The 14886-nt window shown below is 63.1% G+C and carries 14 protein-coding genes; 11 read left to right on the top strand and 3 right to left on the bottom strand.

What is annotated here, in order from left to right; all coding sequences use genetic code 11:
- Positions 1-14 precede the first annotated feature (14 nt).
- From lpdA to OU419_RS17360, 5 genes are all read left to right on the top strand, one after another.
- Positions 15-1451 (top strand): dihydrolipoyl dehydrogenase, encoded by a 1437-nt coding sequence (gene lpdA / locus OU419_RS17380; protein WP_254475734.1) that lies wholly within the window; start codon positions 15-17, stop codon positions 1449-1451.
- A 160-nt stretch (positions 1452-1611) separates the two neighbouring features.
- Complete coding sequence (gene sucC, locus OU419_RS17375; protein WP_043251340.1) at positions 1612-2778, top strand: ADP-forming succinate--CoA ligase subunit beta; 1167 nt, start codon at positions 1612-1614, stop codon at positions 2776-2778.
- A complete protein-coding gene (gene sucD, locus OU419_RS17370) occupies positions 2778-3659 on the top strand; it encodes a succinate--CoA ligase subunit alpha (RefSeq protein ID WP_254475735.1) in 882 nt (293 codons plus the stop codon). The genes sucC and sucD overlap by 1 nt, the downstream gene beginning before the upstream one ends.
- Before the next feature lie 479 nt (positions 3660-4138).
- Positions 4139-5452 (top strand): branched-chain amino acid transport system II carrier protein, encoded by a 1314-nt coding sequence (brnQ, locus tag OU419_RS17365; protein ID WP_254475736.1) that lies wholly within the window; start codon positions 4139-4141, stop codon positions 5450-5452.
- A 146-nt stretch (positions 5453-5598) separates the two neighbouring features.
- The gene (locus OU419_RS17360) at positions 5599-6354 is read left to right on the top strand and encodes a DUF599 domain-containing protein (protein ID WP_254475737.1); all 756 of its coding nucleotides are present in this window, start codon (positions 5599-5601) and stop codon (positions 6352-6354) included.
- Between the two features lie 62 nt (positions 6355-6416).
- Here the strand turns inward: OU419_RS17360 and OU419_RS17355 are convergent, their stop codons facing one another.
- Positions 6417-6632 carry a hypothetical protein gene (locus tag OU419_RS17355; RefSeq protein ID WP_254475738.1) on the bottom strand — a complete coding sequence of 72 codons (216 nt, stop codon included), beginning with the start codon at positions 6630-6632 and terminating at the stop codon, positions 6417-6419.
- Between the two features lie 161 nt (positions 6633-6793).
- On the opposite strand from OU419_RS17355, the gene OU419_RS17350 reads away from it, so the two are divergent.
- The 5 genes from OU419_RS17350 (at position 6794) to OU419_RS17330 (ending at position 11769) form a co-directional block, all read left to right on the top strand.
- Positions 6794-7267 (top strand): PaaI family thioesterase, encoded by a 474-nt coding sequence (locus tag OU419_RS17350; protein WP_254475739.1) that lies wholly within the window; start codon positions 6794-6796, stop codon positions 7265-7267.
- Complete coding sequence (locus tag OU419_RS17345) at positions 7264-7710, top strand: PaaI family thioesterase (RefSeq protein WP_254475740.1); 447 nt, start codon at positions 7264-7266, stop codon at positions 7708-7710. The genes OU419_RS17350 and OU419_RS17345 overlap by 4 nt, the downstream gene beginning before the upstream one ends.
- Positions 7711-8955, top strand: coding sequence for an MFS transporter (locus OU419_RS17340; RefSeq protein WP_254475741.1), 1245 nt, complete (start codon positions 7711-7713; stop codon positions 8953-8955).
- 98 nt (positions 8956-9053) lie between these two features.
- Complete coding sequence (gene htpG, locus OU419_RS17335; RefSeq protein WP_254475742.1) at positions 9054-10958, top strand: molecular chaperone HtpG; 1905 nt, start codon at positions 9054-9056, stop codon at positions 10956-10958.
- Positions 10959-11037: 79 nt separating this feature from the next.
- Positions 11038-11769: a dienelactone hydrolase family protein gene (locus OU419_RS17330; protein ID WP_254475743.1), complete on the top strand. Its 732-nt coding sequence runs from the start codon at positions 11038-11040 to the stop codon at positions 11767-11769.
- Positions 11770-11828: 59 nt separating this feature from the next.
- On the opposite strand, the gene OU419_RS17325 is transcribed toward OU419_RS17330, so the two are convergent.
- Positions 11829-13088: a sugar MFS transporter gene (locus OU419_RS17325; protein ID WP_254475744.1), complete on the bottom strand. Its 1260-nt coding sequence runs from the start codon at positions 13086-13088 to the stop codon at positions 11829-11831.
- A gap of 32 nt (positions 13089-13120) precedes the next feature.
- Positions 13121-13987 (bottom strand): pirin family protein, encoded by an 867-nt coding sequence (locus tag OU419_RS17320; RefSeq protein ID WP_254475763.1) that lies wholly within the window; start codon positions 13985-13987, stop codon positions 13121-13123.
- 138 nt (positions 13988-14125) lie between these two features.
- Between OU419_RS17320 and OU419_RS17315 the strand changes: the two genes are divergently transcribed.
- Complete coding sequence (locus OU419_RS17315) at positions 14126-14599, top strand: DUF3859 domain-containing protein (protein WP_254475745.1); 474 nt, start codon at positions 14126-14128, stop codon at positions 14597-14599.
- Positions 14600-14886: the final 287 nt, after the last annotated feature.

Here is a 14886-nt window from a genome sequence, read left to right as displayed (position 1 = left end):
ATAAGGATTGAGACATGAGCCAGAAATTCGACGTGGTTGTGATTGGTGCCGGCCCCGGCGGTTACGTAGCCGCCATTCGTGCCGCCCAGCTCGGCCTGAAGACTGCTTGCATCGAGAAATACATCGGTAAAGAGGGCAAGGTCGCTCTCGGCGGTACCTGCCTGAACGTAGGCTGCATTCCGTCCAAGGCGCTTCTGGACAGCTCCTGGAAGTACAAGGAAGCCAAAGAAAGCTTTGACGTTCACGGTATCTCCACTGGCGAAGTGAAGATGGACGTTCCGGCGATGGTTGCCCGCAAAGCCAACATCGTGAAGAACCTGACTGGCGGCATCGCCACCCTGTTCAAGGCCAATGGCGTGACTTCCTTCGAAGGCCACGGCAAGGTACTGGCCAACAAGCAGGTCGAAGTGACCGGCCTGGACGGCAAGACTCAGGTTCTGGAAGCCGACAACATCATCATCGCGTCCGGCTCCAAGCCGGTTGAGATTCCGCCGGCTCCGCTGACCGACGACGTCATCGTCGACTCCACCGGCGCCCTGGAATTCCAGAGCGTGCCCAAGAAGCTGGGCGTGATCGGCGCCGGCGTCATCGGCCTGGAGCTCGGTTCGGTCTGGGCTCGCCTGGGTGCTGAAGTTACCGTCCTGGAAGCTCTCGACAAGTTCCTTCCGGCTGCCGACGAGCAGGTTGCCAAAGAGGCCCTGAAAGTCCTGACCAAGCAAGGTCTTAACATCCGCCTGGGCGCCCGCGTCACCGGCTCGGAAGTGAAGAAGAAGCAGGTCACCGTGACCTTCACCGATGCCAATGGCGAGCAGAAGGAAACCTTCGACAAGCTGATCGTGGCCGTGGGCCGTCGCCCGGTGACCACCGATCTGCTGGCTGCCGACAGCGGCGTGACCCTGGACGAGCGCGGCTTCATCTACGTCGACGACCACTGCAAGACCAGCGTTCCGGGCGTCTACGCCATCGGCGACGTGGTTCGTGGCGCCATGCTGGCCCACAAAGCCTCGGAAGAGGGCGTGATGGTTGCTGAGCGCATCGCCGGCCACAAGGCCCAGATGAACTACGACCTGATTCCGTCGGTGATCTACACCCACCCGGAAATCGCATGGGTCGGCAAGACCGAGCAGCAGCTCAAGGGTGAAGGCGTCGAAGTCAACGTCGGTACCTTCCCGTTCGCCGCCAGTGGCCGCGCCATGGCTGCCAACGACACCACTGGCCTGGTCAAGGTCATCGCCGATGCCAAGACCGATCGCGTACTGGGCGTCCACGTGATCGGCCCGAGCGCCGCCGAGCTGGTTCAGCAGGGCGCGATCGGCATGGAATTCGGCACCAGTGCCGAAGACCTGGGCATGATGGTCTTCTCCCACCCGACTCTGTCCGAAGCGCTGCATGAAGCGGCCCTGGCGGTGAATGGCCATGCCATCCACATCGCCAACCGCAAGAAGCGCTAAGGAACGGGACCACGGCGGGGAGGGTGGCAGTCTTTTGCGAGGGGCTGCTTCCCGACCCGCCGGATCGTTTCTCCCCTGAGGGGGACTCGGTCACAGGTGGTGTGGCGCCACGAGCGTCACGCCTTATGCGCAATACCCAAGACGAAAACGGTAGACAAGCATGAATCTCCACGAATATCAGGGTAAGCAGCTGTTCGCTGAGTACGGCCTGCCCGTATCCAAGGGCTTCGCCGTCGACACACCCGAAGAGGCCGCAGAAGCCTGTGAAAAGATCGGTGGTACCGAGTGGGTCGTTAAGGCCCAGGTGCACGCTGGTGGCCGCGGTAAAGCGGGCGGTGTGAAGCTGGTCAAGAGCAAAGAGGACGCCAAGGCGTTCGCCGCCAACTGGCTGGGCAAGCGTCTGGTGACCTACCAGACTGACGCCAATGGCCAGCCGGTCAGCAAGATCCTGGTGGAATCCTGCACCGACATCGACAAGGAGCTGTACCTCGGCGCCGTTGTCGACCGTTCCAGCCGTCGCATCGTCTTCATGGCCTCCACTGAAGGTGGCGTGGATATCGAGAAGGTCGCTCACGACACTCCCGAGAAGATTCTGAAGGCTACCATCGACCCGCTGGTCGGCGCCCAGCCGTTCCAGGGCCGCGAGCTGGCATTCCAGCTGGGCCTCAAGGGCGACCAGATCAAGCAGTTCGTTCACATCTTCGTCGGCCTCGCCAAGCTGTTCCAGGACTACGACCTGGCACTGCTGGAAGTGAACCCGCTGGTGATCAAGAAAGACGGCAACCTGCACTGCCTGGACGCCAAGATCAACATCGACTCCAACGCCATGTACCGTCAGCCCAAGCTGCGCGCCATGCACGACCCGTCCCAGGACGACGCTCGTGAAGCCCATGCGCAGAAGTGGGAACTGAACTACGTCGCACTGGAAGGCAACATCGGCTGCATGGTGAACGGCGCTGGCCTGGCCATGGGCACGATGGACATCGTCAACCTGCACGGCGGCAAGCCGGCCAACTTCCTCGACGTTGGCGGTGGCGCGACCAAAGAGCGCGTGACCGAAGCGTTCAAGATCATCCTCTCCGACAGCAACGTCGCTGCCGTACTGGTGAACATCTTCGGCGGCATCGTTCGTTGCGACATGATTGCTGAAGGCATCATCGGCGCCGTGAAGGAAGTCGGTGTGAAGGTTCCGGTTGTCGTCCGCCTGGAAGGCAACAACGCCGAACTCGGCGCCAAGGTACTGGCCGAAAGCGGTCTGAACATCATCGCGGCGACCAGCCTGACCGACGCTGCCCAGCAAGTCGTCAAGGCCGCGGAGGGTAAGTAATGAGCATCCTGATCAACAAAGACACCAAGGTCATCTGCCAGGGCTTCACCGGCTCGCAGGGCACCTTCCACAGCGAACAGGCCATCGCCTACGGCACCAAGATGGTCGGCGGCGTGACCCCCGGCAAGGGCGGCACCACCCACCTGGGCCTGCCGGTGTTCGACACCGTCAAGGAAGCCGTAGCTGCAACCGGCGCTGAAGCCTCGGTCATCTACGTTCCGGCGCCGTTCTGCAAGGACTCGATCCTGGAAGCGGCCTTCGGCGGCATCAAGCTGATCGTGTGCATCACCGAAGGCATCCCGACCCTCGACATGCTGGACGCGAAGGTCAAGTGCGACGAGCTGGGCGTGCGCCTGATCGGCCCGAACTGCCCGGGTGTGATCACTCCCGGCGAGTGCAAGATCGGCATCATGCCGGGTCACATTCACCTGCCGGGCAAGGTAGGCATCGTGTCGCGTTCCGGCACCCTGACCTACGAAGCCGTGAAGCAGACCACCGACGCCGGCTTTGGCCAGTCCACCTGCGTGGGCATCGGCGGTGACCCGATCCCGGGCTCCAACTTCATCGACATCCTGAAGCTGTTCCAGGAAGACCCGAAAACCGAAGCCATCGTCATGATCGGCGAAATCGGTGGTTCGGCCGAAGAAGAAGCGGCTGCCTACATCAAGGCCAACGTAACCAAGCCGGTGGTGTCCTACATCGCCGGTGTAACCGCACCGCCCGGCAAGCGCATGGGCCACGCGGGCGCCATCATCTCCGGTGGCAAGGGCACTGCGGACGAGAAGTTCGCTGCCCTGCAGGACGCTGGCGTGAAAACCGTGCGTTCCCTCGCCGATATTGGCAAGGCCCTGGCCGAGCTGACCGGCTGGGCGGTCAAGTAAGCTCCTCGCTTACCGGCCGTTCGTCGACAGAGGCCACCTTCGGGTGGCCTTTGTCGTTGCAGCCCCGTCGTATAAGTGTCGTTCAGGCGACACTCCCGGTCATTCCACGGACGATCTGATGTATGTCAGTGCAGTTCATCGGAATAGATCGTTAGGCTAGCAAGTATCTGAAGCGTGCGTTCCCCACAAGGGAAGGCTCGCTCACCGTCATCTCCTACCCGGAAATGGCGGCGATTCCTGACCGTCAAGGATGGCGGGATAACCAGAATGCAGGAGCAACCGGGCCACGAGCTCATGGAAAACCTCTGCTATCGGACTTCCAAGAACAAACACCGTACCGATGACAGCAGCATCACAGGATGCGCAGGCTCACCCCCAGTGAGTCGGCCGATCCCGTTCGATGCGGCTTTGTCACGTCTGTACGGTCGTTGTGCCTTGGGAGACCACGAAACCGTTTCAGCACTGTGGTATTTCCCTTCATGAACGTCTTGAAAGGCCAGGACATCCTGGCGCTTGGTTTTATGACCTTCGCCCTGTTCGTCGGGGCAGGCAACATCATCTTCCCGCCCATCGTCGGCCTGCAGTCCGGGCCGCAGGTATGGATGGCTGCATTGGGCTTCCTGATCACCGCGGTGGGCCTGCCGGTGATCACCGTGGTAGCTCTGGCCAAGGTCGGCGGAGCGATGGATACCCTCAGTCATCCCATCGGGCGCATCGCCGGGGGGCTGCTGGCGGCCGTCTGCTACCTGTCGGTCGGGCCGCTGTTCGCCACCCCGCGTACCGCCACCGTTTCCTTCGAAGTCGGTCTGGCGCCGTTGACCGGGGAGGGTGCGCTGCCGCTGTTCCTTTACAGCCTGGTGTACTTCCTCATCGTGCTGGCGATCTCGCTGTATCCCGGCAAGCTGCTGGATACCGTCGGCCGCTTCCTCGCGCCGCTGAAGATCATCGCCCTGGCGGCTCTTGGCATCGCAGCTTTCGTCCTGCCCGCCGGCCCGATCGGCATCGCCGAGCCCGCCTACCAGAACGCGGCCTTCTCTCAGGGCTTCGTCAACGGCTACCTGACGATGGATACCCTGGGTGCGCTGGTCTTCGGTATCGTCATCGTCAATGCGATCCGCTCCCGTGGCGTACAGTCGCCACGCCTGATCACGCGCTACGCGATCATCGCCGGGCTGATCGCCGGCGTTGGTCTGGCGCTGGTGTACATCAGCCTGTTCCGCCTGGGGGCCGGCAGCCATGACATCGCCGCTGGCGCGAGCAACGGTGCTGCCGTCCTGCACGCCTACGTGCAGCACACCTTCGGTTCGTTGGGCAGCACCTTCCTCGCCGTGCTCATCGCGCTGGCCTGCCTGGTCACCGCCGTGGGCCTGACCTGTGCCTGTGCCGAGTACTTCTGCCGAGTCCTGCCGCTGTCCTACCGCAGCCTGGTGGTCATCCTCGCGGCGTTCTCGCTGCTGGTATCGAACCTCGGCCTGACCAAGCTCATCCAGTTCTCCATCCCGGTGCTGACGGCCATTTATCCGCCGTGCATCGTGCTGGTGGCACTGAGTTTCTGTGCCAGCCTGTGGCGCTCGCAGACCCGCATCGTCGCTCCGGTCATGGTGATGTCCTTCGTCTTCGGCATCATCGATGCGCTCAAGGGCGCCAAACTGGACAGCTGGATGCCGGCCTGGATGGAGCACCTGCCGTTGGCCGAGCAGGGTCTTGCCTGGCTGATTCCCTCGGTTGCCACGCTCGCCGTGATGGTGGTGATCGACCGTCTGCTGGGCAAACCCCAGGAAGCGTTGGCGTAAGATCGGACACGCAGACGAGAAGGCCGCCCACAAGGCGGCCTTTTTCATTGGGAGTTTATTTCGAAAATGGGCCTGTCTGTATCTTCCTTCGGAAATCTGGCGTCTATCTGCCGCGTATTCCTTCAAAACTTCGCGCAAGGACAAGCATGACCGACGTTGTCGATCTGTTCGATATACAGTACCTGTGGAACCTGTTCGCCATCCTCTGGTTCCTCGTTTGCTGGCTAGGCTATACCCGCTACGCCAAGACCAAGGCCCGCGATACCGCCTGTCTGGCCAGTGTGCTGCACCTCTATCGCCAGGACTGGATGCGTCGCCTGCTGCTACGCGACAACCGCGTTGCCGATGCCAGCGTGATCGGCAATCTGGAGCGCAACGCCTCCTTCTTCGCGTCCAGCACGCTGATCATCCTGGCCGGCATCCTGACCTTGCTCGGCTCTGCCGAGCGCACCGTCTCGGTGCTGGCCGATCTGCCATTCGTCACGCCGCCGACCCGGGGCCTCTCCGAGCTCAAGCTGCTTTGCCTGGCGGTGGTTTTCGTCTACGCGTTCTTCACCTTCAGTTGGTGCATGCGCCAGTACAATTTCGCCGCAGTGCTGATCGGCTCGGCACCGATGGTGGGAGAGCGCAATGTGGGCGACCAGGAGCGCAAGCTGTTCGCCGATCGTACCGCGCGGGTGGTGTCGCTGGCGGCACATCAGTTCAACCAGGGGCTGCGAACCTATTACTTCGGATTGGCGATGCTGGCGTGGTTCATCAATCCGTGGCTGTTCATGGCGGTGACCGCTGGAGTGGTGGGGGTGCTGTATCAGCGCGAATTCCATTCCTCCGTGCTGCATGTGATGGTCTATACGCCCACGGCGCAGGCGGATGCGCCGCGTGAGAGCGATATCCCTGCCTGAGCCGGAAACGACTAGGCCCGCAAATGCGGGCCTAGTACTGTGCAGCGGAGGAGAGCAGCGGATTACTGCTGTTTCTCCTGATCGCCTGCAGGCTCCTGGGGCGCGGTGGCCGGTGCTGCCGGAGTGGCCGGAGCGGCTTCCGGGGCCGGTGGAGTCGTCGGGGCCGGAGTGCTCGGCTGCTCGGTAGCGGCCGGCGCTTTCGGCTCTTCTTTCTTGTCGCAGGCGGCCAAGCCCAGACCGGCGACCAGCAGCAGAGCGAGGGGAAGGGTTTTTTTCATGTGGAGCCTCCATGTGGGCTTTCCTGGTGTTAGCCCTTTGAACCGATGTCTCTCGAAGAAGTTCAATGATTATTCCTACAGCGTAGGATTTCGTCACTGCAGGTGAGGCATGGGCCGGGGTATGATGCGGGCCCGTGCAGTCATTCGGTCGACCCACTCCCATGAGTGAAAAACCCCTCCTTGAGCGCGCCCAGCGCTTTCTCTCGGCACTTCGCCATTGCCAGTTGCTGGGCATCAGCGCCCATGCGGCGGACGCCTCGGGCCTGACGCTGCGTCTGCCTTACAGCCAGGCCATCGTCGGAAACCCTGAATCCGGAGTGATCCACGGCGGCGCGATCACCACGCTGATGGATACCACCTGCGGTATCTCCACGATCTGCGTGCTGCCGCAGTTCGAGATCTGCCCGACCCTGGACCTGCGCATCGACTACATGCACCCGGCCGAGCCGAACAAGGATGTCTTCGGGTTCGCCGAATGCTACCGGGTCACCCCGAACATCATCTTCACCCGCGGTATCGCCTACCAGGACGACCCTTCCGAGCCGATCGCCCACGTCGTCGGGACATTCATGCGCATGGGCAAGACGCTATCCGCCGGTGGCATCAAGCGCGACGTCGACGGAGGCAAGGGATGAGCACCGTGAATATCGAACAGATGGTTCGCCAGGCGCACGAAAGCAAGAACTACGACCCGCTGATAGACATGATCCCCTATGCCCGGCTGCTGGGGATTCGCTGTCTGCGCCTGGGCGACGACGCGATCTTCCACCTGCCGGCCAACCCCGACAATATCGGCAACCCGACGCTGCCAGCGCTGCACGGCGGTGTCATCGCCGGCTTCATGGAACACTCGGCGCTGCTGCATCTGTTGATGTTCATGGGCATTCCGCACATGCCGAAGATCATCGACTTCTCCATCGACTACCTGCGCGCGGGGCATTTCCGCGACACCTACGCACAGTGCCAGGTCTGGCGACAGGGCAGGCGGGTCGCCAACGTGGCGATCACCGCATGGCAGAGCACAAGGGCCGAACCCATCGCCACCGCGCGGGCTCATTTCAAGGTCGATGGCGCCTGAATGGATACCTTGCTGATCCTGCTCGGCCTGCTGCTGATCCTTGCCGGCTATGTCTGGCTGATCGTCCAGGCGTTCGGTCGCAGTCTGTTCTGGGGGATTGGCAGCCTGCTGCCGCCTTTGGCGCTGGTATTCATGCTGCGCCACTGGGCGCGCGCTCGCCACGCCATAGGGCTGGGAGCGCTGGGCTGCATTCCTCTGGTGGTCGGGCTGACGCTCCTGGCGGCCCAGGACGCTGCGCGCCTGGAGGCGATTCTCCGCCTCGAATGGCTGCATCCCGAACAGCCGGCCAGGCCGGATCTGGCGATCCGCTTGAACGGCGAGCTGAACGGCAAGCCTTTCGTGCCCGAGCAGGCCGAACTGATCGACGGCGTGCTCAGCCTGCGCGAAGGTGAGGACTTCTACGCCCACCGCGAAGTGCAGGTGCGGCTCCTCGCGCCTGTCGATGGTCCGTTGCGCCTTGACGTGCTGCCCGATGATCCGGGCAAGCTGCCGGAAGTCGAGGTCAGTTGGCTCGCTCCCGGCCAGGACCTGCCCGAGGCCATTCGCCTGACCCGCGGTTATAGCCTGCATCTGGACCTCACGCCCGAGGCGCCCAACCGCATGAAGGGCATCTTCCATCTCGTGCTGCCGGCGCAGATGCAGACCACCTTGAGCGGGCAGGTCGAGCTGTACACCAATCATTTGCGTTATCGCGATGGAGAGGTCGATACCCGCCACGACTCCCAGGACACTCTGGCGTATGTCGTGCGTGATTACCTGCAACGGCGTTTTTCTCGCCGCGATATCGAGCTGGGGCAATTGCCTCGCCTGGAAATCCGCCATTCGAAGCTGGATGTGCCGGTGAGCTTCAGGGTCGGCGACGAGCCACAGGAATTGCAGCTCGAACTGGTCAAGTCCGAAACGCGCGGCTGGGGCGTTCAGGATGATCGATACCCGAAACTGCCCGATCTCCCGCCAGCGCCTTCACGCCCGTCGGAGAGTGCTCTCAGCGTTGCGCCGAGCCGCCCGGCCAATGTGCCGGAGACCGGCCTGATTACCCTGCAGCGCCTGCAGGCCGCGCCGCAGCGCTTCACCAACCGTGCGATGCGCGTGCAGACCGAGCGCGGACGCCTGGCTGAGGGGGTGTTCGTCGGGCTCGATCACGATGGGCGCCTGGTCATCCGCCACGTCATGAGCGGTGCCGGCGAGGCCAGCTATATTCTGCGTCCCAGCGAAGTTGTGAGCATCGAGCTGCTCGCCCATTGATCATCTTCGGGGCAACCCCTTGAATTCGTTCAGGAAGCCCCCATCTCGCTGGCATCGGCCGCACAACGCGGCATTTGTCATCCTCGGAGCGAGAAACAATGAGCGTGGAGACTCAAAAAGAAACGCTGGGCTTCCAGACCGAAGTGAAGCAACTGCTTCACCTGATGATCCATTCCCTCTATTCGAACAAGGAAATCTTCCTCCGTGAACTGATTTCCAACGCCTCGGACGCCGCCGACAAGCTGCGTTTCGAAGCCCTGGCCAAGCCTGAACTGCTCGAAGGCGGCGCCGAGCTGAAAATCCGTGTGAGCTTCGACAAGGACGCCAAGACCGTCACCCTCGAAGACAACGGCATTGGCATGAGCCGTGAGGAAGTGATCGCGCACCTGGGCACCATCGCCAAGTCCGGCACCGCGGACTTCCTGAAGAACCTTTCCGGCGACCAGAAGAAGGATTCCCACCTGATCGGCCAGTTCGGCGTGGGCTTCTACAGCGCCTTCATCGTCGCCGACAAGGTTGACGTCTTCACCCGCCGCGCCGGTGCTCCGGCCAGCGAGGGCGTGCACTGGTCGTCGAAAGGCGAGGGCGAATTCGAAGTCGCCACCATCGAGAAAGCCGAGCGCGGCACCCGTATCGTCCTGCATCTGAAGGACGGCGAGGATGAGTTCGCCGACGGTTGGCGCCTGCGCAACATCGTCAAGAAGTACTCCGACCACATCGCACTGCCCATCGAGTTGCCCAAGGAGCACTACGGCGAAGAGAAGGACAAGCCGGCTGAGCCCGAGTGGGAAGTGGTCAACCGTGCCAGCGCCCTGTGGACCCGTCCGCGCGCCGAAGTGAAGGACGAGGAATACCAGGAGTTCTACAAGCACATCGCCCATGACTTCGAGAACCCGCTGACCTGGAGCCACAACAAGGTCGAGGGCAAGCTCGAGTACACCTCGCTGCTCTACGTCCCGGCCCGCGCGCCGTTCGACCTGTACCATCGCGAGGCCCCGCGCGGCCTGAAGCTCTATGTGCAGCGCGTGTTCATCATGGACCAGGCCGACCAGTTCCTGCCGCTGTACCTGCGCTTCATCAAAGGCGTGGTGGACTCCAACGACCTGTCGCTGAACGTTTCCCGCGAGATCCTGCAGTCCGGCCCCATCGTCGATTCGATGAAGTCGGCGCTGACCAAGCGCTCCCTGGACATGCTGGAGAAGCTGGCGAGCAGCGACGCCGAAGCCTACAAGGGTTTCTGGAAGAACTTCGGCCAGGTGCTGAAGGAAGGTCCGGCCGAGGATTTTGCCAACAAGGACAAGATCGCCGGCCTGCTGCGCTTCTCCTCCACCAGCGACGAGAGCGGCGAGCAGAGCGTTTCCCTGGCCGACTATATCGGTCGCCTGAAAGAGGGCCAGGACAAGATCTACTACCTCACTGGCGAAAGCTTCGCCCAGGTGAAGAACAGCCCGCACCTGGAAGTCTTCCGCAAGAAGGGCATCGAAGTGCTGCTGCTCACCGACCGCATCGACGAGTGGCTGATGAGCTACCTGCCGGAGTTCGACGGCAAGCAGTTCGTCGACGTCGCTCGCGGCGACCTGGACCTGGGCGCGCTGGACTCCGAAGAGGACAAGAAGGCCCAGGAAGAAGTCGCCAAGTCCAAAGAGGGCCTGGTCGAGCGCCTGAAAGCCGCTCTCGGTGACGAAGTCGCGGAGGTCCGCGTATCCCATCGCCTGACCGACTCGCCGGCGATCCTCGCCATCGGCGAGCAGGACCTTGGCCTGCAGATGCGCCAGATTCTGGAAGCCAGCGGCCAGAAGGTGCCGGATTCCAAGCCGATCTTCGAGTTCAACCCGAACCACCCGCTGATCGAGAAACTGGATGCCGAGTCCGACGAAGACCGCTTCGGCGAACTCTCGCACATTCTCTTCGACCAGGCCGCGCTCGCGGCAGGCGACAGCCTGAAGGACCCGGCGGCCTATGTTCGCCGGCTCAACAAGCTGCTGGTGGAACTCTCCGCCTGATTGAAAACAAAGCCCGCCGAAGCGGGCTTTGTGCTTTTCTGTATCCGCCACTCATATCCATACAAAGGGGAAAACCCGAATGAGTCAGATCAGCGTGCAACCCGTCGTCTACAGCGTCGACGGCCAGTCTTTCGAAGGCCAGTTGGTGTTCGATGCCGCCGGCGGCGAGCCGCGTCCCGGGCTGCTGATGGCGCCGAACTGGATGGGTGTCAGCCAGGGCGCGGTGGACATCGCCCGCAAGGTCGCCGAGCGCGGCTACGTGGTGCTGGTGGCCGACCTCTATGGCGTTGGCGTTCGCCCCAATGGCACGGAGCAGGCCGCCGCCGCGATGATGCCGCTGAAGAACGACCGCCCGCTGCTGCGCAAGCGCATGCAGGCGTCGCTCAAGACATTGCAGGAGCAGGCCGGCAAGGCGCCCCTGGATACCTCGAAGCTGGCCACCTTCGGCTTCTGCTTCGGCGGTTGCTGTGCGCTGGAGCTGGCTCGCGACGGCGCACCGCTGGCAGCGGCGGTGTCTTTCCACGGCACTCTGGATACGCCAGATCCGGCCGATGCAAAGAACATCAAGGGCGCGGTACTGGTGCTCGACGGCGCTGTCGATCCCTTCGTGCCCCGCGAGCAACTGGCCGATTTCGCCCGGGAAATGATCGACGCCGGTGTCGACTGGACGCTGACCAGCTATGGCGGCGCGGCGCATTCCTTCACCGACCCGCATGCGCAGATCCCCGGCAAGATGCAGTACGACGCGAAGGTTGCGCGTCGGGCCTTCGCTGCCATGTTCGATCTGCTGGACGAGCGCTTCGGCGCCTGACTCCGATGCAGGAATGAAAACGCCCGGCCAGTGCCGGGCGTTTTTATTGGTGCGGGCTGCTATCCCGCGTTGGCCGCATGGCGGGTGGCGGGCTCGTCGGCGCGGTAGCCCTTGGCGCCGAACCAGGCGATGTACAGGTAGCACAGCAGCGGAATGGCGAACGAGTGCAGCAGGCCGATGCGGTCGGCGAAGAACGCCTGCACCAGCGGCATCACCGCGCCACCGACGATGGCCATGCACAGCAGCCCCGAGCCTTTGCTGGTCAGGTTGCCCAGGCCTTCCAGAGCGAGGGAGAAGATGGTCGGGAACATGATCGAATTGAACAGGCCGATAAGAATCAGCGACCACATCGCGACGTGCTCGCCGATGCTCAGCGCCACCGCAATCAACAGCGTATTCACCAGCGCGTTGAAGGCCAGCATGCGGTTGGCGGGGATGGCGTGCATCAGGGCGCTGCCGATGAAGCGCCCGAGCATCGCGCCGCCCCAGTACAACGACAGGTACTTGCCGGCTTGCCCGGCGGGCAGCCCGGCGATTTCCGGCTGCCCCATCAGGCTGACCAGGTAGCTGCCGATGGACACCTCGGCGCCGACGTAGGCGAAAATGCCGATCACACCGTAGATCAGGTGGCGGTGGGCGAACAGCGAGCGGCGGCCAGCGGCAGCGCCGTCGCTGGGGGCGCCGTGTTCGATCTTCGGCAGACGGAACAGCGCGATCAGCGCCGCGATGGCGAACAGCAGGCCGGCCAGCACCAGGTACGGCAACTGGACTGAATCCGCCTCGTTGGTGGCGGAACTGCCAATCTGCGAAGCGGCGCCGGCACCGATGGCGAGAATGGTGACAGAGCCGATCAGAGGGCCGACCGTAGTGCCCAGGGAATTGAAAGCCTGGGTAAGGTTGAGCCGGCTGGCGGCGGTTTCCGGGCGGCCCAGCACATTCACGTAGGGGTTCGCCGCGACCTGCAACAGGGTGATCCCCGAGGCGAGGATGAACAGCGCGCCGAGGAAGAACGGGTAGGATCTTGCGCCGGCGGCCGGATAGAACAGCAGGCAACCGAAGCCGGCGGTGGCCAGCCCGACGATGATTCCGCTCTTGTAGCCGACCTTCTCCACCAGCCGCCCGGCGGGGAACGACATGATGAAGTAGGCGGTAAAGAAGCAGAACTGTATCAGCGACGCCTCCACGTACGAGAGTGTGAAGACTGCCTTCAGGTGCGGCACCAGGATGTCGTTCAGCGAGGTGATCAGCCCCCACATGAAGAACAGCAGGGTCAGTACCGTCAGGGCGCTGGTGTGGCGGTTCGCGTTCGGCTGATCCATCGCGGGCTCCTTGGGCCGGAGAGGGGCCGCGCTCAGCGCGGCAGTTCGATGCGTTCCTGCTCGCCCGGCACACTTGGCCAATCGCCCGCGGCCCAGCGTTGGCGGGCGCTGTCGATCAGCGTGGGATCGCTGGCGACGAAGTTCCAGTTCATCCGCCGTGGGCCATCCAGCGGCGCACCGCCGACAATCACCGCATGGCAGTCGGTACAGGCGGAGAGGGTGAAGGTCTCGCCCTCGGGCAGCACCAGGAGTTCGTGCGGAGACACCGGGACATCGTCCAGCAGCGCCTCGCCTTCTATCAGGTACAGGGCGCGCTCGGGATGTTCGTCGGGAATGGCCAGGGTCGCGCCGGCAGTGAGCCTCAGTTCGGCGTACAGCGTCGGGGAGAGCACCGGCACCGGCGATTCCAGGCAGAAGCCCTGGCCCGCGATCATGCGGATGCGTACGCCCAGCGCCTCACTCTCGGGCAGGCTGGCGGCGGGATGGTGGCTGTAGCTCGGCTCGCAGGACTCCAGAGCCTGCGGCAACGCCAGCCAGACTTGCAGGCCATGCAGGCGCGAGCCGCTAAGGCGCAGCGCCTCCGGGGTGCGCTCGACGTGTGCGACACCTCGCCCGGCGGTCATCCAGCTGACGTCGCCAGCCAGCACGAGCTGGTCGGAGCCCAGGCTGTCCTTGTGCTGCACCTGCCCCTGGAACAGGTAGGTGAGGGTGGACAGGCCGATGTGCGGATGCTGGCGGATATCCATGCCGTGTTCGGGTTCGAAGGCGCTTTCGAGCATGTGATCGAAGAACACGAAGGGGCCGACGCTGCGGCGTTGCGCCGATGGCAACGGACGGAGAATGGGCACGCCCTCGACATCTTCGGCGCGTGGGCGGATGGAAAGCAGGGAGTCGCTCATGACGGTTTCCAGCAGGTCTGATCTGGGCATGATAGACGCTCGCCGGAGCGCCGACCCGATTCGCCGCAGTCCCGCGCCTGTCATCAGCCTGTCACGCCGATGTCATAGCCTCGCGCGATCCCCAACAAGGAGCGCGACATGTCCATTCCCCGCCTGCCAGCAGTTCTGGCCCTCACCCTGGCCTCCGCCTTCGCATCCTCGGCCTTCGCCGAAGTGCGCGTCACCGGACCAGTCGAGTACGGCGTCTTCGTCAGCAACTACAAGGACTACCAGCCGGGCGAGCGCGTGCTTACCCGCAGCGAGCAAGAGATCGAATCCACCACGCGCGTGCCAGCCAAGCTGGGCACCAAGTTCGGTCTGCGCTACCAGTTGAGTGGCAAGCAGGAAGGCGACACGCCCCTGACGCTGCTTTATTTCACCCCCGGTGTGGTGACGCCGGATGGCCAGCGCCACGACAAGCTGGAGGTGGTGCAGAAGCTGGTGGTCGGCGCGCCGACCGATGTGATGGCGTACCAGTTCACCGAGAATCACGAAGTGGTGCAGGGCCAGTGGCGCTTCATGGTCTTCCAGGGCGATCGCCTGCTCGCGGAGAAAACCTTCACGGTCGAGTGAGTCATGTTGTAGGAAACAGCCCGGCTAGATGCCGGGCTTTTCTTTGACTGCAAAAAGTACGGAATTCATCCTTCGGATTGGCAGGGGAGAAACAGTTTGTTACTTTGCATGCACGATAGTGCCAACTCTGAGCGTGCAGCCAGAACCGACAGAGGAATTCCGAGCGCCCGCAAGCGTTCCTGCAGGTGAGTTACTGCGTGGTGGTCCGGCAGGAGCCGGACGATCAGCAGCCGAGAGACGAATAAAAACAGCACCGGTTGCAACGACCGGGCAATAAATCTTGGCCG

It is taken from the genome of Pseudomonas triclosanedens, assembly GCF_026686735.1.
Lineage (GTDB): Bacteria > Pseudomonadota > Gammaproteobacteria > Pseudomonadales > Pseudomonadaceae > Pseudomonas > Pseudomonas triclosanedens.
Note: the sequence above shows the minus strand (reverse complement) of the source record. Positions and strands in the feature narration are given on the sequence as shown.

Bases quoted from the DNA above. Each gene is read 5' to 3' on its own strand.
- OU419_RS17345 (WP_254475740.1), top strand. From the start codon at position 7,264: ATGAGCACCGTGAATATCGAACAGATGGTTCGCCAGGCGCACGAAAGC.
- OU419_RS17360 (WP_254475737.1), top strand. From the start codon at position 5,599: ATGACCGACGTTGTCGATCTGTTCGATATACAGTACCTGTGGAACCTG.
- sucC (WP_043251340.1), top strand. From the start codon at position 1,612: ATGAATCTCCACGAATATCAGGGTAAGCAGCTGTTCGCTGAGTACGGC.
- OU419_RS17330 (WP_254475743.1), top strand. From the start codon at position 11,038: ATGAGTCAGATCAGCGTGCAACCCGTCGTCTACAGCGTCGACGGCCAG.
- OU419_RS17325 (WP_254475744.1), bottom strand. From the start codon at position 13,088: ATGGATCAGCCGAACGCGAACCGCCACACCAGCGCCCTGACGGTACTG.
- OU419_RS17355 (WP_254475738.1), bottom strand. From the start codon at position 6,632: ATGAAAAAAACCCTTCCCCTCGCTCTGCTGCTGGTCGCCGGTCTGGGC.
- lpdA (WP_254475734.1), top strand. From the start codon at position 15: ATGAGCCAGAAATTCGACGTGGTTGTGATTGGTGCCGGCCCCGGCGGT.
- htpG (WP_254475742.1), top strand. From the start codon at position 9,054: ATGAGCGTGGAGACTCAAAAAGAAACGCTGGGCTTCCAGACCGAAGTG.
- OU419_RS17315 (WP_254475745.1), top strand. From the start codon at position 14,126: ATGTCCATTCCCCGCCTGCCAGCAGTTCTGGCCCTCACCCTGGCCTCC.
- sucD (WP_254475735.1), top strand. From the start codon at position 2,778: ATGAGCATCCTGATCAACAAAGACACCAAGGTCATCTGCCAGGGCTTC.
- OU419_RS17320 (WP_254475763.1), bottom strand. From the start codon at position 13,987: ATGAGCGACTCCCTGCTTTCCATCCGCCCACGCGCCGAAGATGTCGAG.
- OU419_RS17350 (WP_254475739.1), top strand. From the start codon at position 6,794: ATGAGTGAAAAACCCCTCCTTGAGCGCGCCCAGCGCTTTCTCTCGGCA.
- brnQ (WP_254475736.1), top strand. From the start codon at position 4,139: ATGAACGTCTTGAAAGGCCAGGACATCCTGGCGCTTGGTTTTATGACC.
- OU419_RS17340 (WP_254475741.1), top strand. From the start codon at position 7,711: ATGGATACCTTGCTGATCCTGCTCGGCCTGCTGCTGATCCTTGCCGGC.